Annotated in this window: 18 protein-coding genes and 1 riboswitch; all 18 genes read right to left on the minus strand. The window is 63.4% G+C overall.

Annotation, left to right across the window (positions count from 1 at the left end):
• Positions 1-128: 128 nt before the first annotated feature.
• On the minus strand, positions 129-1,373 hold the full coding sequence (gene nirK, locus ABCS64_RS07955; RefSeq protein ID WP_418891324.1) for a copper-containing nitrite reductase: 1,245 nt from the start codon (positions 1,371-1,373) through the stop codon (positions 129-131).
• Between the two features lie 791 nt (positions 1,374-2,164).
• The gene (locus ABCS64_RS07960; protein ID WP_418891325.1) at positions 2,165-3,565 is read right to left on the minus strand and encodes an OprD family outer membrane porin; all 1,401 of its coding nucleotides are present in this window, start codon (positions 3,563-3,565) and stop codon (positions 2,165-2,167) included.
• 60 nt (positions 3,566-3,625) lie between these two features.
• Entirely contained in the window at positions 3,626-4,087 is a 462-nt protein-coding gene (locus ABCS64_RS07965; RefSeq protein ID WP_418891326.1) for a plastocyanin/azurin family copper-binding protein, read from the minus strand.
• Between the two features lie 63 nt (positions 4,088-4,150).
• A complete protein-coding gene (locus ABCS64_RS07970) occupies positions 4,151-4,966 on the minus strand; it encodes an ABC transporter ATP-binding protein (protein WP_418891327.1) in 816 nt (271 codons plus the stop codon).
• Positions 4,963-6,021, minus strand: a complete 1,059-nt coding sequence (locus ABCS64_RS07975; protein WP_418891328.1) for a FecCD family ABC transporter permease — start codon at positions 6,019-6,021, stop codon at positions 4,963-4,965. The genes ABCS64_RS07970 and ABCS64_RS07975 overlap by 4 nt, the downstream gene beginning before the upstream one ends.
• Positions 6,022-6,110: 89 nt before the next feature.
• On the minus strand, positions 6,111-7,121 hold the full coding sequence (locus tag ABCS64_RS07980; protein ID WP_418891329.1) for an ABC transporter substrate-binding protein: 1,011 nt from the start codon (positions 7,119-7,121) through the stop codon (positions 6,111-6,113).
• A gap of 169 nt (positions 7,122-7,290) precedes the next feature.
• Positions 7,291-7,578, minus strand: a riboswitch (cobalamin riboswitch).
• A 232-nt stretch (positions 7,579-7,810) separates the two neighbouring features.
• On the minus strand, positions 7,811-9,130 hold the full coding sequence (locus ABCS64_RS07985; protein WP_418891330.1) for an MFS transporter: 1,320 nt from the start codon (positions 9,128-9,130) through the stop codon (positions 7,811-7,813).
• The gene (locus tag ABCS64_RS07990) at positions 9,127-9,381 is read right to left on the minus strand and encodes a hypothetical protein (RefSeq protein ID WP_418891331.1); all 255 of its coding nucleotides are present in this window, start codon (positions 9,379-9,381) and stop codon (positions 9,127-9,129) included. The genes ABCS64_RS07985 and ABCS64_RS07990 overlap by 4 nt, the downstream gene beginning before the upstream one ends.
• 1,439 nt (positions 9,382-10,820) lie before the next feature.
• Positions 10,821-12,398, minus strand: a complete 1,578-nt coding sequence (gene tilS / locus ABCS64_RS07995) for a tRNA lysidine(34) synthetase TilS (protein WP_418891332.1) — start codon at positions 12,396-12,398, stop codon at positions 10,821-10,823.
• Positions 12,399-12,442: 44 nt separating this feature from the next.
• Entirely contained in the window at positions 12,443-13,591 is a 1,149-nt protein-coding gene (locus ABCS64_RS08000; RefSeq protein ID WP_418891333.1) for a DUF123 domain-containing protein, read from the minus strand.
• Positions 13,557-14,195 (minus strand): MBL fold metallo-hydrolase, encoded by a 639-nt coding sequence (locus tag ABCS64_RS08005; RefSeq protein ID WP_418891334.1) that lies wholly within the window; start codon positions 14,193-14,195, stop codon positions 13,557-13,559. The genes ABCS64_RS08000 and ABCS64_RS08005 overlap by 35 nt, the downstream gene beginning before the upstream one ends.
• A 271-nt stretch (positions 14,196-14,466) precedes the next feature.
• Positions 14,467-16,533 (minus strand): ABC transporter ATP-binding protein, encoded by a 2,067-nt coding sequence (locus tag ABCS64_RS08010; RefSeq protein ID WP_418891335.1) that lies wholly within the window; start codon positions 16,531-16,533, stop codon positions 14,467-14,469.
• Between the two features lie 2 nt (positions 16,534-16,535).
• The gene (locus ABCS64_RS08015; RefSeq protein ID WP_418891336.1) at positions 16,536-16,772 is read right to left on the minus strand and encodes a hypothetical protein; all 237 of its coding nucleotides are present in this window, start codon (positions 16,770-16,772) and stop codon (positions 16,536-16,538) included.
• Between the two features lie 37 nt (positions 16,773-16,809).
• Positions 16,810-18,240 carry an ABC transporter permease gene (locus ABCS64_RS08020; protein WP_418891337.1) on the minus strand — a complete coding sequence of 477 codons (1,431 nt, stop codon included), beginning with the start codon at positions 18,238-18,240 and terminating at the stop codon, positions 16,810-16,812.
• Complete coding sequence (locus tag ABCS64_RS08025; protein WP_418891338.1) at positions 18,240-18,530, minus strand: hypothetical protein; 291 nt, start codon at positions 18,528-18,530, stop codon at positions 18,240-18,242. The genes ABCS64_RS08020 and ABCS64_RS08025 overlap by 1 nt, the downstream gene beginning before the upstream one ends.
• 18 nt (positions 18,531-18,548) lie before the next feature.
• Complete coding sequence (locus ABCS64_RS08030) at positions 18,549-19,526, minus strand: ABC transporter permease (RefSeq protein ID WP_418891339.1); 978 nt, start codon at positions 19,524-19,526, stop codon at positions 18,549-18,551.
• 56 nt (positions 19,527-19,582) lie between these two features.
• Positions 19,583-20,521, minus strand: coding sequence for an N-acetyl-gamma-glutamyl-phosphate reductase (argC, locus tag ABCS64_RS08035; protein WP_418891340.1), 939 nt, complete (start codon positions 20,519-20,521; stop codon positions 19,583-19,585).
• Positions 20,522-20,535: 14 nt separating this feature from the next.
• Positions 20,536-20,727 (minus strand): hypothetical protein, encoded by a 192-nt coding sequence (locus ABCS64_RS08040; protein ID WP_418891341.1) that lies wholly within the window; start codon positions 20,725-20,727, stop codon positions 20,536-20,538.
• Between the last annotated feature and the right edge of the window lie 8 nt (positions 20,728-20,735).

Genomic DNA, 20,735 nt, shown 5'->3' on the forward strand with positions numbered 1-20,735 from the left:
ATATGCGCTACATTTCTACAATTTCTACATCTCGCTCGACATTTTCCCTGTCTCGCCGCCCGGCCGCCCGCATCCAACGGCCATGCCCGGGGCGCGAACGGCAAAACCACGGGAAAACGTGCAAGCCCCTACTCCTTGAATGCGCGCGGCTCGAAGAGCTGCTCCATCAGATCGTTGTTCCACTTGCCGTCGACCTTGACCTGCGCCGCAGCGCCAAGATTGAACGCTTCGATCAGGTTATGGGTGAGGTAGGCATAAACGCCCGGCTGCTTGAAAGTGTACATCGCCGCGCCGGCGGAACCGGCGGCGATCGTCCAGGTTTCCAGATTGTGCGCCGGTTTATCGGCCAGATTGCCGCGCTCCCACACGTACTCGCCGTGGCCGCCGATCAGGTGCGGATACGAGGGACGATTCGCCTGCGAGTGATAGAACATAACGGTTTCGCCGACTTTAGCCGTCAGCGCCTTCTCGCCCGTGTAGGCGTCCTTGCGGTCGCCAAAGACGACGTGCGTGGGAATCAGTTTTTCCATCACCACCAAGTCGTCTTCCATCGATTCGCCGGGGCTGGCGTAGCGCTTGTATTTGCCGTTCGCATCCTTCGGCAGGTAGAAATCCTGCTCGCCGATGTAGTACGCCCTGTCGTAGCGGATTTTTTTGCCGTTTTTATCCTTCAGGCCGCCTTTGGGCAGCACGGCGATGGCGCCGTTCATGCCATGCGTCACATGCCAGGGGATCATCAGACTACCCGGCGCGCAGTGGTAGATGAAAACACCGGGTTTAATCGCCTTCCAGCGCACCGTGACTTCCTGCCCCGGTTGCACGTAGGTCAGGTCGCCCGCGCCCAGCGCGCCGGTCGAAGCATGGAAATCGATGTTATGAACCAGTTGGTTTTTCGACGGATTCTTTAGCGTCAGTTCAACGTAATCGCCTTCGTGCACGATAATCATCGGACCGGGCACGGAACCGTTGAAGGTAAACGCCCACATAAAGACGCCCGGTTCAACCTCGATCTCTTTTTCCTCGATGGTCATGTCCACCTGCACGAGGCGCGGCGCGGCCGGCGATTCCTGACTGTGTTCGGGCACGTTCGGCGGGGCGACGAGCTTCTGCCTGACGCGGGGAAGCCTGGCAATGTTCGCCGGCGCCTTGATCACCTCGTAACCGGGCAGGCCGCCGGTATGCGCAATTTCAGCATCGGGCGCAACGGCCGCCTTGGTGGACGTGGTGGAATTGGTGGAAGTGGCGGAACTGGTGGAACTCCCGGAACCGCCGGCGTCCGTGCCGGATTCGGCGGCGCGTGCAAGCGGCGCGCCGGCAAAGCAAAGGCAAAGGGCGGTGCATGGCAGTATTCGGCGAAAAACGGCGATGTTCATGATGGATTCCTTTCGTGAGGCAGTACGCAACGCAAAAAAACGCAACCCTCAACGCAACCCTTTTTCAGCGTCGGCAAGGTTTGCCCCGGAACGGCGTATTTCCGGGCACAGATAGATACGAGGGCGGGCCGGCAACGGTTTTACGGCTTCATACCGGCTTCCATATCAGATTGATCAATGCTTCCAGTCGATACCGGGCGCTGAACGCCGGCATCGACTGGCCACAGCGACTGGCCGCAAGCCCGCGTCCTTTGGGCATTTCCGGCCAGGCAGCGCTGGAACCCGCGCCAATCGGGCGTTTGCGGGCAGGCACCCCGGCAGCCCTTAGCGTCAAATATCTAAAAAATCGTCACGGTGTTGCGCCGCCTTGCCGCACGCCTTGTACTGTCTGCGGCGGCGCGCCTTGTGACGCTTTTCCTTATCACGCTTTTTTATCTATTCAAATCAACGATATTCCACGCGGTTCCCTCCACGCAGGTCTCCGGCCGGCGCTCCGTCACCGCCGGCGTCTGCCGATACAAATACCGGTGCGAATCTGCCGGGACAAAGCGCAGCAGCGGGCGGCAGTGGCTGAACGTCGGCGGTCACCCGTTGCAGCGGCCGGCCGCAAGCCCGCGTCTTTTGGGCGTTTCCAGCCAGGTAGCGCTGGAACCCGCGCCAATCGGGCGTTTGCCGGCAGGCACCCCGGAAGCCCTTATTCCACGCAGGTCTCCGGCCTGACCGCCGGGAGAAGCCCATTTTACGCGGGCTGGCGCTGAGGGGCCGCGCGGCGGGCTGCCGCCCGTTCCGGCTTATTTACCGAACGGGTACTCGACCGCCAGGCGAATCTCGTTGGTATCCAGCTCGGCCTGCGCGTCGTTGGCGCGATGGACGTTGTAACGCACCAGCATCGCCAGCCCCTTGGCCGCTCCCGATTGCACGGTGTAGCGGAACCAGAGGTCGCGTTCCCAGTGTTTGCCGTCCTTGCCGTAACCCAGCCAGCGATAGCCGCTGTTCCGCGGCATACGCGTGCCGTCGATGTCCGAGCCGCGTATATACGCCACGCCCAGGCTCGACCCCGGCAGGCTGAAGGCCTTGCCGTCCAGCTCGTAGCGCAGTTGCCAGGACTGTTCGTGCGGCGCGTTGAAGTCGGTAAGCTGCGAGGAATTACCCAGCCAAAGGGCGCCACGCGTAACGTAATCGAAAGGCGTATCGCTGGCCACCTTCTGGTAACCCAGGCCGACCTTATGCACGCCCGTCTGGTAGGACGCCAGAATGCTGCCGGTGGTATTGCGGATATCGCCGGCGTAGGCCTTGCCCGTATCTCGGCTGACGTAGAGGTGCGAATCGAAAGAGAGTTTCGACTTGTCGGCCAGCGTCATGCTGTAGAACGCGCCGAGATAACCGGTCACCCAGGTATCGGCCAAGCGGCCGGCAAAGGCGCTGAGCGACAGCCCCGGCACGCCCGTCCAGGTCAGCCCGGCCAGGTCAAAGTGATCGCCGCGCCGGAAGGCCGGGTTCAGATAGTTGACGGTCAGAGCGTGGTTGGTATTGCGCGAGTTGCGGTCCGTCGAACCGGTGAAGTGCCCGGCATGGAAGGTCAGCGTGCTGAACTCCTTGCTGTTGAGGTAGAGGCCGCGCATCGATTCCGGCAGCAGACGCGAATCCGATGAACTGAAGATCGGCGTTTTGATGCGCTGCTCGCCAAAGCGGAGCATGGTTTTCGAGATCTTCGCCTTGAGCGCGACGCCGCCGCGGAGCAGGTTGTCCTGGGCATAGCCGTTTTTATCGACCGGCAACATGCGAATCTTGCCGACCCGGTAATCGTCGCCCATCAGGTTCAGCCCGCCGTACAGGAAGGCATCAACGCCAAAGCCGACCGGCCCGCGCGTGTAGCCCGTCTCCAGGTTGCCCATCACGCCCAGGCCCCATTCCTCGGCGTAATCGCTGCGCCGGGCGCGCGGCAGATAGGCGTTGCGGCCGCCGTTGCTCTTGGCGCCGTTCAGGTAATCGCGGCGGTAATACACGGTGCGCGTCAGGATATTCCAGTGCGCATCGTCGATGACCGGCGAGAAAAATGAGCCCGACGATGAGCCGGACGTTTCCCCGGCAGGCGCGGTGGCTTTTTCCTGCGCACCGGCCAGCGGCGCGCAGCACAGCAGTAAGCCGCACGCCGCGCCCAGGCGGGCCAGATGATGGTGTTTGAACTGCATGATTTTCACTCCCCAGCGTGGTATGTGTTTTGATGTTCCGCAAAGGAACGGATCAAATAGTTACTTCGCCCCCGCCGCTTTTGCGCGCGCGATGATGTCCTTGAAGCGTTTTTGCGAGATCGGCGGCACGTCCGAACTGATCTTCAGATCGTCTAGGCTCGCCTCATCGCCCACTTGCAGGATCATGACGCTGCCCATCGAGAAATGCGGAATGCACTTGATGCCGTACAGCCCCTTTTCGGTAAACTCGACGGTAATCCCCTGGTTGATCTTGGTTCTAAACGGCTTGGCGCCCGCCGGCATCATGGCTTCGATAGATGCGGGCGCATGCCCCGTCGTCACAAGTTTGAAGGTGACCTTGTCGCCCGGCTTGATTTTCAGAAACTCGGGTTCAAAAGGATACGGCCCCGTTTCGTTACGGTTGAGCAGCTTCACCTCATAGGTTTCCGCCCACGCCGGCATTGACGGCAGGGCCGAAATAACAAGCGCCATCAGCAGGCTTACCGGTTTCCATAATTTCATTACGCTCTCCTTGTCTTCAGATAAAACAAAACACTCTGCACGTATAACGCCCTGAACGCCGCTTTATAAGGGCATGAAACGCAACACGCGCGCCTGATCCGCCGGGTCGGTCAGCTCGCTGACATCGACCTCGAACACTTCCCGCACCAATTCAGGCTCCAGCACTTTCTCCGGCACATCGATGCGCACCAGACGCCCCTTGTACATGACAGCCAGCCGGTCACACATCAGCGCATGATTGAGATCGTGAATGGCCACGGCGATGGACATGCTTTCCGACAGGCTGCGGATCAAATGCATCAGCGACAGCTGGTGGTGGATGTCGAGGTGGTTGGTCGGTTCGTCAAGCAACAGGATGCTCGGCTGCTGCGCCAACGAGCGGGCAATGTGCGTGCGCTGGCGCTCACCGCCCGACAGGGTGCTCCAGTACTGCTCGCGCTTTTCCTCCATGCCGACCAGCGCCAGCGCCTTGGAGACAATCTCATCATCACGCTGCGACCAGGTTTGCAGGGCGCTCAGCCAGGGAGTGCGCCCCAGCTCGACGGCATCCTGCACCGTGATCGCATCGACCGTGTCGGCCATTTGCGAAACCAGCGCCAGCCGGCGCGCGACCATGCGCCGGGGAATGGCATGCATCGGCTGACCTTCGAGAAAGACCTCGCCCGCGCTCGGCGCATTGACGCCGGCCAGCAGACGCAGGAAGCTGGATTTGCCCGAACCGTTGGGGCCGATCAGCCCCAGCATTTCCCCGGCGCGCAAGCACAGGCTCACGTCCTGCACCAGCGTTGCGCTGCGCACGCTCCAGCTGACATTGCGCGCTTCCAGCACGACCTGCCGTGCACTCAGCGCTTCGGAAGATTTCACTTGCTCCTTCGTCATGACCGCCGCCCGCTTCTTTTCAGGAGAATCACCGCAAATACCGGCGCGCCAACCAGGGCGGTAATGACGCCGATCGGCAGCACCTGGCCCATGATGAGAATGCGTGAGGCCACATCGGACGCGATCAGGAAAATCGCCCCCAGCACCATACTGGCCGGAATAAGCACCTGATGGCGCACGCCGACAATCATGCGCGCCGTATGCGGAATGACCAGCCCGACAAAACCGATGGCGCCGACCATGGAAACCATCACCGAAGTCATCATCGCTGCCACCAGCAGCAGGGTGATCTGCACGCGCCGCACGGGAATCCCCAGCGAGGCGGCCGACTCGGTGCCAAAAATGAAAGCGTCCAGCGCCCGCGCCAGCACCAGGCAGATAGCCCCGCCCACAATGATGGTCGGAAAGGCGACCGACACGTCCGACCAGCGCGCGCCGCCCAGGCTGCCGAGCAGCCAGAACATGATGCCGCGCGCCTGCTCGGCGCTGCCGGATTTGGTAATGATCAGCGAAGTCAGCGCGTTGAATAGCTGCGAGCCGGCGATCCCCGCCAGCACGATCTGTCCGCCGTTGCGCAGCCCGTCGCCACCGGCCGCATGCGCCAGCAGCGCCACCAGTGCAAAGGCGAAGACGGCACCGAAGAACGCCCCGACGGTCATTGAAATGGCGCCACCGCCGACGCCGACAATGGTCACCAGCACCGCGCCTGTAGAGGCGCCGGCGGAAATGCCCAGCAGATAAGGTTCGGCCAGCGCGTTGCGCAGCAGCGATTGCAGAATGACGCCGGACACGGCCAGCCCAGCGCCGCAGCAGGCCGACACCAGGGCGCGCGTCAGCCGGTAATTCCAGACGATGCCGTCATCGAGCGGCTCGACCGGAAATTCCGCGCCAAACAGATGGTTGCTCAACACGTGATAAACCATTTTAGGGGCGATCGGCGTCTCGCCGATGGCAACCCCAAAAATGACGGCGACAACGATTGCCACCAGCGAGAGAACGGCGACCAGCAACTTGAACCACAGTTGCTGGCGAAATCTTTTATTAAAGCTATTCATGAACTTCCTGAATGCGCCGGACGGGCACGCTGCAGGCAGCGCCCCCATCCGGCATTTTTATCGCACAAGACTGTGCTTACTGACTGCGCTTACTTCTTGGCGCCCTTGACCTTGAGCGCGCCTTCGGCCATCTGTTCCAGACCGTCAGCCATGCGGATCGAGCCTTGCGTCGCATCGGCATCGACGATGACGATACGGTTGTTCTTGACGGCGTCCATCTGCTTGGTCACCGGGTCTTTCTTGAGGAACTCAAGCTTCTTCTGGTAATCGTCGGCGGGGAAGCGGCGGCGATCCATGCGGCAGATGATCAACACGGTGGGGTTGGCCTTGGCGATGGTTTCCCAACCCACGGTCGGCCATTCTTCATCGGAAGTCACCACGTTGCGCATGCCGAGCGCTTTCATCATGTAGCCAGCGACGCCGGAGCGGCCGGCCATATAGGGGTCGGATTCCATATCAGCACTGGAGAACCACATCGCGGCGGACAGATCCTTGATCTTGGCGGCGCGCACCTTTTCTTCCGCCTTGGCCGCACGCGCACGAATTTCCTTGATCAGGGCGTCACCCTTGGCCTCGACATTGAAGATTTCGGCCAGTTGCTTGATGCTCTTGTACAGCGCTTCAACGTTGTAGGCTTTTATGCGCTTGCCGTCAGCGCCGGTCAGGTTGTCCTTGCCTTCGCAATCGGAAGGCATCGCGTAGGTCATGATGCCGAGCTTGTGGAACTGTTCGCGCGTACCAACCACGCCTTCCTTGCCGACCATCCATTCAAACTGCGAAACAACGAGATTCGGGCGCTTGCCGATGATCGATTCATAGCTCGGCGCATTGTCGGCCAGACGCGGCACCTTGCTGTTGATTTCCTTGAACTGCGGCAGGATGTCGTGGAACCAGAGCGAGGTGCCGACCACCTTGTCGCCCAGCCCCAGCGCGTAAAGCATTTCCGTTCCGGCCTGACCGATGGTCACGACTGAGGCGGGCGCCTTGTCGAAGGTCAGGGTTTGACCGCAGTTTTCGAGTTTCAGGGGGTAGGTCGTGGCGTGAGCGGAAAAACTCAGGGCAGCCAGCGCCAGCGCGGGAATGATTCGTTGAAAACGCATGATTTCTCTCCATGATTGAAATTTTCTTGTGTTGGAAAGAAACCTGAACGCGAATCCGCGCGCCCCGCCCCATTGACCTGATAGCCAGCGGCATGGGCGACTGAGAATTCACGAGAGCGTTCCTTCCCGAACACTCGACCAGCAATGAACCGGCAAAAACCACACCAACAACACCGGCCCAGCCTTGGCAGGTTTCCTGACTCACGATTCATCGCCGGACTCTTGCCTTCCCGGATGCGTAAAGCACCAGTGGCTTCTGTCGAGCCGACTCCTCGTCTACAGTTACGGGGGCAGTTCCTTTTACGCGACGACCGCGCCGAATAGTCGATGCACCTGTGATTTGCAGTACATCATTGCGTGATTTCGCGCCTGGATTCCCTTGCGCATGCCGCCAATCCCTCAGATAAGACGGAAGACGGCGCGTTTCCCTTTCGGGGCCAAGGCTGGGTGCAGCATATATAAAAATAATTCTCAGGGCAAGCCATTTCTAGCAGGAGGGACGCAGAGGGAAAATAACTGAAAATAAATGAGACAACTATCGGTTTTTTTCAGGCGTTATCAGCCAAACCCGCGGACGATGTACGGCACGCCCCAGCGCCGATGAAGGCAAGCCCCAATAGAAGCCTTGTGCATCGCCGGCGGCGCCGGATTACCCGGCAGCGATTTGTCGAGGCGGCAAACGGCAGACATCAAACGGCGGGCGGCTTCCAGAAACGGCCGGCAAAACCGGCGGCGGCCAGCGCCGGCCACAGCGCCGCCACGCCCCAGGCCAGCGCATAGCGACCGGCATGCCCGATATCCCCGCCGCCCGCTGCCACGGCCAGCTTGATCCCCGCGCCTGAAGCCCCCGCCAGATCGAACATCCGCCCAAGCAGGACATTGCCGAGCAGCACGGCGCAGCCGCCGGCCGAAGCCAGCGCGCCGTAATACGCCGGCAATGCGCCCTGCCCCGCATAACCGGGAACCAGCGACATCGCCGTCGGCACGGCGAGCATCTGCCCCAGGGTGAGCAGAATCACCATCGCCGTGATGGGCGCAAAGCGCAGCCAGCCTGCATCTGCGGGATTAAATAACGGCGACAGCGCCGCCAAGGCAACGCACGCAAACGCCGCGGCAAACAACGAAAAACCGGCGACGAGCGGCAATCTAGGCGGCTGCCTGCGGCACCAGCCGGCCAGCGGCATCTGCATGACGATGACCATGACCGAGGCCAGCATGAACAACCCAGCCATTTCGCGCGCACCGCCGCCGACCCGCTCCAGTTCAAGCGGCAGGCCAAAATACATTTGGTTATAGCTGAACAGATAGGCGCTGTAGCAAAGGATAAAGCGCAGGAACGGCGCGTTGCCCATGACCCCGCGCCAGCCCACCGGACGCTCCGGCAGCGCCATATGCGTCGGAATGGAACGGTAGAGAACCCCCATCATGATCAGGAAAAGCATGGCGCAGGCCAGCGCCATGACACGAAAACCAAAGCCGCTCAAGGCACTGCCGAGCAAGGGGCCAGCCACCGCGCCGACTTCGCCGCAGACGGCAAAAAGCGCAAAGATGCCATGCTGGCGCAGCGCCGCCGGCGTTTGCCGCTCCGCCTCGGCAGCCAGCGCTTCCAGACAGGGCGAGAACATCGCGCCGCCCGCCCCGGTGAGGCACGCGCCGAGCAGCATCTCGCTAAAAGAAGCGGAAAACGCGAACGCCGCATAGCCGCAGAAGCGCACCGCACACCCCGCCAGCAGCAGCCAGCGGCTGCCGAGGCGTTCGGCCAGCAGACCACCGATAAAAAATAATCCCTGCTGGCAAAAAGTGCGCACCCCCAGCACCACGCCGATCAGCTGGCTCGACAGCGCCAGATCGTCGGCCATGTGCACGGCAAGAAACGGCACGACGGCATAAAAACCGATATTGAAAACGAGCTGCGTCGCCAGAATGACCCGCCGTGACAACGAGGCGCCGCTTGCGCCATCACTTGCGCCCGCGGCAGTTTCGGATGATTTAACGCGTTCGCCGCTCATGATGCCGGCTCCCGGGCCGCCTGCGCCGCGGCCATGAATATCCGCACACCGCCATCGCCGCACTGCTCGCCCGCACACACGCAGTCTGCCGGAAGCCCGCGCCGGACGGGCAACTCCGCGGCATCGCCCGCATCTGCATGGGCGCCGCACAAACCGCCGGAAGATTCCCCCGCCGCACCCGCCGTCCTCACGGTTTTCACGCATCCCCTTGGCAGCGTGATGCCGCGCGCATCGACATAAATGGGTTTCATGGGCGCAGCATTGTGAACCTTTGCCCGCCGCCCGACAAGCCGTCAACTTGCCGCCGCGCAGCCCCTCCACCGGCGCCCATGTGGATAAGGCGTTTCCAAGAAAGCGCCCGGAAATGCTGCCCGCGTATTTAGGGCTTCTCCGAGAGAAGTGCTCTGAAACCCTTATAAATAGGGCGTTTCAGAGGCGCCTGCCCGGAGATACCCTATCCACGCGGGGTTCAGAAGTGTGCCCCGAAAGCCTCATAGCGGCTCGACTTTGCCAAAAGACAAGGCGGCGAGTCGCTGACAGTACGAGTAGTACGGCAAGGCGAGCCAACGAAGTATTTTGGCAAAGGAAGCCGCTATTTCAGGGACGCGGGGCGGCTTGGCGGAAGCAAGGGCTTGATTGTTTGAGCGCAGCGAGTTAATCAAGCCCGCCGCCAAGCAACCCGCGGCAAGGAGTCTTCTGCGCCTGAGGTCGCCTTTCTTTGCTGACTTTCTTTGGCGAGATAAAGAAAGAAGGTAGGAAAGTCAGCGGGGCGCGCTGCCGTCCAGCGCAACGGCATCAAGAGGAGTTCCATGTGTGGAAGGTCAGCGCGCAGACCTTGGCAATTCCTATATTTAAAGTGTCTCAGGGCACCTACCCGCTAGCCCGTGTATTTAGGGCATCTCCGGGCACCCTGCCCTGAAGTCCTTTATCCACGCGGGTTTGGGGCATCTTCCCAACAGGGGGAGAATTGGAAAAACGCGGGGGACGGAAGCGCAGGTGTATCTCCAAAAAGAGGTGGCCTGAAGCCCTTTATTTATAAGGGTTTCAGAGGTGCCTGCCCGAAAACGCCCTATCCACGCGGGTTTCCGGGCATATTCTTTCGCCTATTCAATAACGACGAAGCGCCCAAACCCCCTTAGGCGCAGCCGCAGGCGCGGGGCGGCTTGGCGGAAGCAAGGGCTTGATTGTCTGAGCGCAGCGAGTTAATCAAGCCCGCCGCCAAGCAAACCCGCGGCAAGGAGCTTTCTGCGCCTGGGGGTCGCCTTTCTTTGCTGACTTTCTTTGGCGAGGCAAAGAAAGTCAGCGGGGCGCGCTGCCGCTCAGCGCAACGGCGTCAAAAGAAGCCTCGTGGGCGGAGCCAGCGCCTACAGTTAAACAATCCTTTTAATCCCTGTTTTTTGTTCTTCCGGGCACCTGCCCGCTAGCCCGCGTATTTAGGGCATCTCCGAGGGGTATGCCCTGAAACCCTTATAAATAGGGCGTTTCAGAGGTGCCTGCCCGGAAACGCCCTATCCATACGGAGTTGCGGGCAGCCCTTTTTAAAAACCGACAATCTATAGCGGCTTAACTTTGCCAAAAGACAAGGCGGCGAGCCGCTGACAGTACGAGCAGTACGGCAAGGCGAGCCAAAGAAGTATTTTGGCAAAGGAAGCCGCTATACCTTCTCGGAGATACCCTGTTTACGCGGGCTTCAGGGCTGCAAAGCTTGCACGGGCTGCCAGACCGGCAGCACGCCCTGTTCGCCGGGGGCGCAGGCAAAGCCGGCCTCGACGCCCAGTCCGCCCACCCAGGCAAGCTGTCCGTCGATCCACAACAGGGGCATCCGCATCCGTTCCCACGGCGGCACGCCGGCTTCCTGAAGCAGATTGCGCACGGCGCGGCGCGGGCGATTGATGTGCGGCCGGAAGCGTTCGCCGCCCTGCCGCACCCGCAGCGTTCCCCACTCTTTCCGTCCTTCCGCCCGCATGCCTTCCAGCCAACGGCAGGCGATGCCGCTACCGACGGCGGGCACGAAACGCACGCGCCCCGACCCCCACGCCACTTCCGCCTCGCCGCACCAGATGGCCGCTTGCGGCGCGGCAAACGCGCAGCGCGGCAGGCAATACAGTTCGCCGCGATAAACGCGCAATTCACCCTCCGCGGTCGTCACGCAGGTTTCTGCGCCGGGGGCGCAGTCCGCCAGTTGCTGGCAGGCTTCCTCCAGCCAGCGCGCCTCCGGCAGGCGGAAGCCGGCCTCTGCCCACAGGTGGCGCAGCAGATTGCGCGCGCGCGCCGGCGGCAGGCGGTTGAATGCCGCCAGCCCCACGCGCCCTGACGGCAGGCGCGCCGCATCGGCGTCGATCCGCGCCAGCTGGGCGAGCAGATCGGCCGCTTCGGCAAAATGCCCGGCCGCCCGCGCCAGCGCCTGACGCGCGCCGGGGAACGGTTTTTCCAGCGCCGGCAAAATTTCGTGGCGCAGGAAGTTGCGGCGGAAACGCCGGCTGTCGTTGCTTTCATCATCGACCCAATGCAAGCCGTATTCGGCCGCATAGCCTTCGATCGCGGCGCGCGGCACGGCCAGCAGCGGCCGGATCAGCTCGATTGATCGCGCCCTGCGATCGCCTTTTTCCGGCCCGCCGCCAGTGATTTGCAGCGCACGAAGCGCCGGCATGCCGGCCGCGCCGGAAACCCCCGCCCCGCGCAGCAGATTGAGCAGCGCCGTTTCGGCCTGGTCGTCGCGGTGGTGCGCCAGCGCCAGCCAGTCGGCATCAACCGAGGCGAATGCGCGATAACGGCCGCGCCGCGCCGCCGCTTCCAGGCCTTCGCCGCTGTTGCGCTGCACTTCGACGCGGACGATATTGAGCGGAACTGCCAGACTGCGGCAGAAGGCCGCGCAGAAATCCGCCCACGCATCGGCATGCGGGCTGAGGCCGTGATGCACATGCAGTGCCGAGAGCGCAAACGCTGCCGTCTGGCCGGCAGGGTTCGCCTCATCTGATTCATTCGCCGGAATACCGGATGTCCACGCCTGCCCCACGGCGAATCTGGGCGCTTGGCCGCCCGCCGCGGCCGCCTGCCGGTAACGGTGCAGCGCATGCAGCAGGACAACCGAATCGATGCCGCCGGAAAAAGCAACGCAAATTCGGGCAACACAAATACGAGCAACGCAAATGCGCCGCGCTACCGGCGGATGCTCGGCGAAAAAGCGGCGCAGCGCCGCGTCGACAAGCGCGGCCGGAGCGGCCTTCGCCGTTGTGCTCGTCACGCTGTCCTCGCCCGTCTTCCCCATTTCGCTGTCGCCCCCGGCCGCTGCCTGCAACGCAAACGCGCGCTTCAATAATCGACCGGCAGCGGGTCGAGGCTGCGCCAGAGATACCAGGTCGCCACCGAGCGCCACGGCCGCCAGCGTTCGCTCAGGCAGGTCAGCTGTTTGCGCGTGAGCCGTTCGCCGCCGCCGTAATGCTGGGCAGCCGCTTTTTGCAGGCCGATGTCGTCCAGCGGAAAGACGTCCGGACGCATCTGGTTGAAGATCAGGAACATTTCCGCCGTCCAGACGCCAATGCCGCGCACCGAAGTCAGCTCGGCGATGATGTCGGCGTCCGTCATCGCCTGCCAGTCATGCGCATGAATGCTGCCTTCGCTGAAATGGCGCGCCAGATCGGTCAGATATTCCTGCTTGCGCGCGGACAGCCCGCAGGCGCGCAGCACCTCGGCTTCCGCTGCCAGCACCGCCGCCGGCGTTACCGCAGGCAGCGCGGCGGCAAAGCGCCGCCAAACGCTGTCGGCGGCCTTGGTCGAAATCTGCTGGCCGACGATGGAACGCGCCAGCGTGCCGAAAGGATCGCCGCGCGAGATCAGCGAATCGATCGGGTGCTGGCGGATAATCGCCGCCATGACCGGATCGGCGGCGGACAGCGCCTGACAGGCCTCGCGCCAGTAGGCCGGCGCGGTGCCTTGTTCGCCCGCGCGCCCAGACCGATCACGGCGGAGGCGATGATGCGCCGTGCCGCCGTCCGGCAGACGCTTGAGATGGCTGCCGCAGCCCGCCCGGCAATCGCTCGCGCCAAACCCCGGCACGACGATCTCACCCGCCTGCTGCCGGTTGACCACACACTCCGGCGCCGACAGGCGATGCACCTTGCAGATCGCCACGCCCGGCGCGGCGAGCAGATAATCAATGTGCCAGTGAAATTTCTTCGCCCGCGCAAGATGGCGGGCGATGCGCGCCTCCAGATTGCGCCTTGCGCTGCCGGTATACACGTAATCGCCGGCCGGAAAATCGAACGTGCCCAGCCGGCCGACGGCAACGCGCACCGGCGCGTCGATGTGGATCGCCAGCTGGTAAGTCCGATAGGGGGCGTCCGTCATGGGCGCGGCAATGGACGCTGCAATCGACGCGGGAATGGACGCTCGAACGGACACGGGCTTGGGCGCGCCGGCTTCGGATTCAGCCGGCGCAGAACGGGTTGTAGCGTCGCTCATGACCAATCGTCGACATCGGCCCGTGGCCGGAAATGAAGGCGACATCGTTGCCCAGCGGCCAGAGCTTGAGGTGAATGGACGCGATCAAGGTGTCGAAATCGCCGCGCGGAAAATCCGTTCGCCCGATCGACCCCTGAAAGAGCACATCGCCGGAAAGCAGTATGCGGCCCGGCTCATCGAAAAAGACGACATGGCCGGGCGTATGGCCGGGGCAGTGAAACACCTTCAGCGTGGCGTTGCCCACCGTCACGGTGTCGCCGTCCTCCAGCCAGCGATCCGGCGTCACCGCCCGCACGCCGCTAAAACCGTAGGCGCGCGCCTGCGCCGGCAGCCCGTCAAGCAGAAAAGCGTCCTCGCGTTGCGGCCCTTCGATCGGCACGCCGAGCCGTTCAGCCAGCTCCGCCGCGCCGCCGGCATGGTCGATATGCCCGTGCGTCAGCAGGATTTTTTCCGGCGTCACGCCCAGCTGCTCAATGGCCGCGACGATGCGCGGAACTTCGCCGCCCGGATCGACGATGGCCGCCTTGCGGGTTTCTTCGCACCAGAGAATGGTGCAGTTCTGCTCAAGCGGCGTCACGGGAACGATCTGATATTTGATTGACATGGCATCTCACGATGAAAGTGGATTGAAAGACGATAGACGGCTATCCGGACAATCTTGGACAATCTTCACAAGCTTTGCAAAACGACCTCGGCAACATCCTCTGCGGCGCATTTCTGCCATTCCTGCCACTCCTACGCTGGGCGCTGCCGCACCACCGCGCCTTGAACGGCGCCTGCGTCCGGCCGGATTGCCCAAGCTGCGATTCAGGCCGCTATTCAAGCCGCGATTCACGGGCGTCTATTGTACCCGTACCGGCCTCCCCGCCCGCCCTTTATCTCTCGCCCGCCGCTTCCTGTTTGCGCGCGTCCGCGCACGCGGCCGTAGGTGCAGGCAACGGCTTTGGCACCTCCAGCACGGCGGCGAGCAGCCGCTGCGTATACGGCTGCTGCGGCCTGCGCAGTACCGCATCGACCGGCCCCTGTTCGACGATGCGGCCGCAGTACATCACCGCCACCTCGTGCGCCAGCGCATCGACGACGGCAAGGTTGTGCGTGATGAACAGATAGGTCAGCCCCAGCCTTTCCTGCAAGGATCTGAGCAGATCGAGAATCTGTGACTGCACCAGCACATCAAGGGCGGAAGTCGGCTCATCGCAAATGATCAGATCCGGCTGCACGGCCAGGGCGCGGGCGATGGCGATGCGCTGGCGCTGACCGCCGGAAAATTCGTGCGGATAGCGCCAGGCCGCATCTTCTGGCAGACCCACCTGCGCCAGCAGCGCGGCAACGGCGGCGGCACGTTCGGCCGACTGCGCGGCGCCGCTTCCTTCGCTACCGACGCCGAGCGCCCGCATGCCCTCGGCGATGATTTCACCGACCGGCAGGCGCGGGTTGAGCGAGGCAAACGGGTCCTGAAACACCATCTGCATACGCCGCCGCGCCGGGCGCAAGGCCGCGCGCGACTGACCGACCAGCTCCCGGCCGTCCAGCCGGACGCTGCCTTCCACCCGGACGTTGCCGCCAGGCCGCAGCAGTTGCAGGATCGCCTTGCCGGCCGTCGTCTTGCCGCTGCCCGACTCACCAACCAGCGCCAGCGTGCGCCCGCGCCGCAAGGTCAGCGAAACGCCGTCGACCGCTTTGACATGCCCCACAACGCGCCGCAGGAGGCCGCGCCGGATGGGGAAATGCACGCGCAGATCGGTCACGGCGAGCAGCGGCGGCGGGTCTGGCGCCAGATCAGGCGCAGCGTCTGGCGCGACATTGGGGGCGGCGTCGGGCACGGGCAGTCCGGCGCGAGCCACCGCATCGGCAGCGGCCAGGCCATCCGTCCGCGCCGCGCCATCCGCAGCAACATCGGCCGCAAGGTCGGCCACAAGGTCCGCCACTCCATCCGCCGTCGCATCCCTGGCGGCATCGACCGTGGCATGGCCCGCTAGCCCAGTATCCACGGGCTTTCCAGAGGGGGTGCCCTGAAATGCCCGTGGGACGCAGGCTTCCGGGCATCCTATGCACGCGGTGTTTCGCGTGGTGTTTTCTTCGTTTTCGCCGCACCCCCGGCGTTCATCGCGCCCGCGTCGCCACGAGGCGTCGGGCAGCGCGGCGAAGAGGCGCTGTGTATAGGGATGGCGTGGCCGGCTGAAAAAACTTTCATGCGCGGCAGTTTCGATCAGCACGCCCGCGCGCATGACGCCGATGCGCTGCGCCATGCGTGCGGCAACGCCCAGATCGTGGGTAATCAGCAGTATGCCCATGCCGCGCTCACGCTGGATCTGGCACAGCAGGTCGAGAATCTGCGCCTGGATCGTCACATCGAGCGCCGTCGTCGGTTCGTCGGCAATGAGCAGGCGCGGCGAACCGGCGAGCGCAATGGCGATCATCACCCGCTGCTTCATCCCGCCGGATAGCTGGAACGGATATTCGGAGAGCCGCCGCGCCGCGTCGGCAATACCGACCGCATCGAGCAATTCGAGCGCGCGGGCGCGCACTGCGCTGCCGCGCAATCCGGCGTGTTTTTCCAGCGCCTCGCCGATTTGCCGGCCGATCGTCAGCACCGGATTGAGGCTGGTCGCCGGTTCCTGGAAAATCATGGCAATGCCGCCGCCGCGCACGGCGCGCATGTCCGCTTCCGGCAAGCCCAGCAACTCACGCCCGGCGAAATGAACCTCGCCGCCGAGCAGGCGGGCATTCGGCGGCAGCAGGCGCAGCAGGGAAAGCGCCGTGACCGACTTGCCGCAGCCCGATTCGCCGAGCAGCGCCAGCGTTTCGCCCGCCGAGACTTCGAAGGAGATGCCGTCGACGACGGGGCGTATGCGCCGCGCGCCATTCGGCGCTCCCGCCTCGCCGACGAAACCGACGCGCAAATCGCGCACGCTGAGAACGATTCGATCCGGATGCGCCATGATCAACGGGCCGCACGATCGCCGCGCATCCGGCGGGTAAAGCCGGACACAGCCGGCGTCCATTGGCGGACGCACGCTGGCGCCCAGGCGGGCAGTCTGGCGCCGGCGCCAGCCAGCGCCGCCAGGGGGCCGCGCCCGGCGGCCCGCTTTTTGTGCAGGGCACGCGCTACGGACGGTTCAATCTGGATCCAGCGTGTCATCGTTACACTCATTTTTATGACTTCCGCACTTTCGGTCATTCGCTTCGCCTCGGTCAGTAATCGCGTCCAGCGCGGGTTATCCCAGCCGGGGGTCAAAGGCGTCACGCACGGCGTCGGCCAGCAGATTGGCGGACAGCACCAGCGCAAACATGGCGGTAAACGCGGCGGCCAGCGACCACCACACCATCGGTTCGCGCGCCAGCTCCATGCGCGCGTTGTTGATCATCATGCCGAAGCTGATCGTCGCCGGATCGACGCCGATGCCGACGTAGGACAGCACCGCCTCGGCCAGCACCAGCCCGGAAAAATCCATCACCAGCGTGATGATGACGATATGCATCAGGTTGGGCAGGATATGGCGCAGGAGGATGCGCCCGTCGGTTACGCCGAACGCCTGCGCCGCCTGCACGTATTCCTGTTCGCGCAGCTTGAGCGTTTCGCCGCGCAGCAGCCGCGCCAGACTCGTCCAGCTCGTCAGCCCGAGAATGAAGCAGAGCGCCAGCAGGCGCAGATCAGCGCGCTCGGCGGCGGTAGCGAACCATTGCGGATGCGTGTCGATCAGCACCTGCATCATCAGTACGGCCGCCGCAATCAGCAACACCCCGGGAATCGACGAAAGCGTCGTATAGACATACTGCACGAAATCATCGACCCAGCCGCGGAAATAGCCGGCAAGCGTGCCGAACGCAACGCCGACGGGAATCGTCACCAGCGTCGTCACCAGCCCGATGACCAGCGCCGTGCGCACGCTCTTGAGCACTTGGTAGAAGACATCCTGCCCGACCTTGTCGGTGCCGAAAACGTGATAATCGACGCACAGCGCCAGCACCGGCAGACCGATCAGCAACAAAACGCCCAGGCTCATCAGTACGGCGTTCCAGGCAAAAGCCGTTTCACCGCGCCAGAGCGCGCGCCAAACAGCGCCCAGCGGCTTGCCCTGCCGCCGCGCCAGAAAAAACGCAACGCCCAGAGCCAGCAGGCCGGTCAGCCCTGCCGCAAGCGCGGCTGCGGCCAGCATACGCCGCCGGACATCGGCATTGCGCCGGTTCTCCGCATCCCCCAGATGCGCGCCGCCATAGCGCAGGCGTGGGAATTCGCGCACCGTGTGCACGCGGCCATCCTCACCGCGCATTTCCAGCGATTCCTTGGCATAGGCGCGTGTCGCCAGGGGCGCGGAATAGGTTTTCTCGTGACGTTCGCGCAGCGGCGAAGCCAGCGCATCGAGCAGGGAGCGCACCTCGACGGCGTAAACCGGCGGCGCATCGGCATGATCGCCGGGCAGGCGCGGCCGGTAATGCAGCGAATCGATCAGGCCGATCAGGACGAACACGGTGAGCACGGTCACCGCCGTCATGCCCGGCCGGCTGCGCCCGACACGCGCCCACGCCGCACGCGAGAGCGCATTACGCCGCGCCTGCCCGGCGCCCAGCGCGCTGACGCCGACGAGCAACCAGACGAGCACGTCGGACCAAAGCAGAACGGGCTGGAAGGATGCAAAGTCAGGCATCACGCGGCTGTCTCATCCGATGGGCACGGTGCGCCGGTCCTTTGCGCCGCTTCCGCCGAGGCCGAACGCACCAGGTCGATGGCGGCCTGAATGGCGGCGCGCGCCTGCGGGCTGTTCTTCCAGCAGGTCGATCCGGTCAAACGGGCGGCGTGCGCCACGATGCTTTCCACATCGGCAGTGGAGAGCTGCGCCAGCGATTCGATCCCCATCGCTTCCAGGCGGGCAAGAACGGTAGGGCCAACGCCTTTCAGCGCCAGTAGGGCATTGCGTTCTTCCGTCGAAAAAGACATGGCCTTATCCTCCTGCGTTCATTCAAAACGGATGCGTGGATCGACCAGCGTATAGGCGATATCGGTCAGCATTAGGCCGACGATGTACAACACCGAACCGATGAAGACCATGGCGCGAACGACGGAGAAATCCTGCGCGTTGATGGCATCGATGGTGTAGCTGCCCAGACCGGGAATGCCGAAAAAGGATTCGATCAGTAGCGACCCCATGAACAGCTGCGGAATGACCACAACCACCCCGGTCAGAATCGGAATAAGCGCGTTTCTTAACACATGCCGGAACATGACGAGCCGCTCCGACAAACCTTTGGCGCGCGCCGTGCGCACATAATCCTTGCCGATCTCTTCGAGGAAAATCGTCCTGTACCAGCGCGTCGAGGCGCCGATGCCGGAGATCACGCCGATGACGACCGGCAGGATGAGAAACTTCCACGCATCGATGCCCGGCGCGTAGCCGGAAATCGGCGCCAGCCGCCACAGCTTGCTGATGAGATACTGGCCGCCGACGATGTAGAACAAGCCGGAAACCGACATCATCGCCACACACAGCACAACGCCCCAGAAATCGAACGGCGTGGCGCGGAAGAAGGCGAGCAACAGCGCCAGACAGACGGTGACGACCAGCCCCAGAACAAAGGTCGGTGCGGCAACGGCCAATGACGGCCCCATGCGCGCGGCGATTTCGCCGGCAATGTCGCGGCCATCCTCGGCGCGCCCGAAGTCGCCGACGAACAGGCGCGCCGACTTGGTGAAAAAAATGGTGTCGCTCAGTTTGCCGCTGCCCCCGGCCTGGGCGTTGAAGAAAAGCGGCTTGTCGTAACCATGCTCGGCCTTCCATTTCTCGATCGCCTCCGGCATGACCCGCTTGACGCCCAGCTGCATGCGCGCCATGTCATCCGGCGTATTGACGATGAAAAAGAGCGCAAAGGTGATGAGATTGACGCCAATCAGGATCGGAATGGCGTAGAGCAGACGGCGGATGAGATAGGCGAGCATGGCGGCGTTTCAGGTCAATCGCACCACGGCTTGCCGCGCGATGGCGCGATTCGCATTCAAACCAGCCCTTTCGTCTCGTCGATGCCAAGATGGATATTCATCGACTGGACGGCGGCGCCGGATGCGCCCTTGCCCAGGTTGTCGAGCCGGCTGACGACGAGCATGCGCTCCTCATTGCCAAATACAAAGAGGTCGACGCGATTGCTGTCGTTGCTGGCCTCGACGTTGAAGAAGCCGCCGTCCGTCGCCGCTTCCAGATCGCAGGGATGGACGCGGATGAAGGCTTCGCCGGCGTAATAGTCAGCGAGGATTTTCTGCACCTCCGCCGGTGTAGCCTTGCGGGCGAACTGGCCGGGATGCAGATAGGCAGTAACGGCCAGCCCCTTGTAAAAAGGGCCGACGATCGGCACGAAGATCGGCGCGATGTCCAGCCCAGTATGGGCGCGCATTTCGGGCAGGTGCTTGTGCGTCAGGGCCAGCGCATAGGGGCGCGGCGCGTCGATGCGCTGCGCATTACGGTAGGACTCGATCATCTTTTTGCCGCCGCCCGAATAGCCGGTGATCGAATGCGCCGCAACCTGCGTTCCGGCCGGCAGCAGGCCGCTTGCAACCAGCGGCCTGAGCGCCAAAATGAAGGCGGTGGCATGGCAACCGGGATTGGCAATGCGCTTGCTGGTGCGAATCCGCTCGCGCTGCTGGCGCTCGAGTTCCGGCAGGCCGTAGACCCAGCCCGGATGGACGCGATGCGCCGTTGAGGCGTCGATGATGCAGGTGGCCGGATTGTCGGCCAGCGCCACCGCTTCCCGCGCCGCATCGTCGGGCAGGCAGAGGAAGGTGATGTCGGAGGCGTTGATCAACCGCTTGCGCTCGGCCGGGTCCTTGCGTTTGTCCGCGTCGATGCGCAGCACCTCGACATCGTCGCGCTGCGCGAGGTATTCGTTGATCTGTAGGCCGGTGGTGCCTTCCTGTCCATCGACAAAGATTTTGTAGCTCATGGCAGCTCGCAAAGTCAGCAAAAGGTGAAAAAACGTGGATACCGCGCGTTCAGGCGCAACGGGCGCAGAAATAAGCGCAGAATCAGGCGGTACGTCTCGGCCATCGTGTCATGGCTCCGGCAACCCGCTTTGGCGACATGCACGCGCGCTAGACGGTACGGCCAGGACGGGATGTTACGTTGCGCCTTGGCCGGCTGCAAATCCATGCCGCCGC

The organism is Dentiradicibacter hellwigii, from assembly GCF_041770905.1.
Taxonomy (GTDB): domain Bacteria; phylum Pseudomonadota; class Gammaproteobacteria; order Burkholderiales; family Rhodocyclaceae; genus Propionivibrio; species Propionivibrio hellwigii.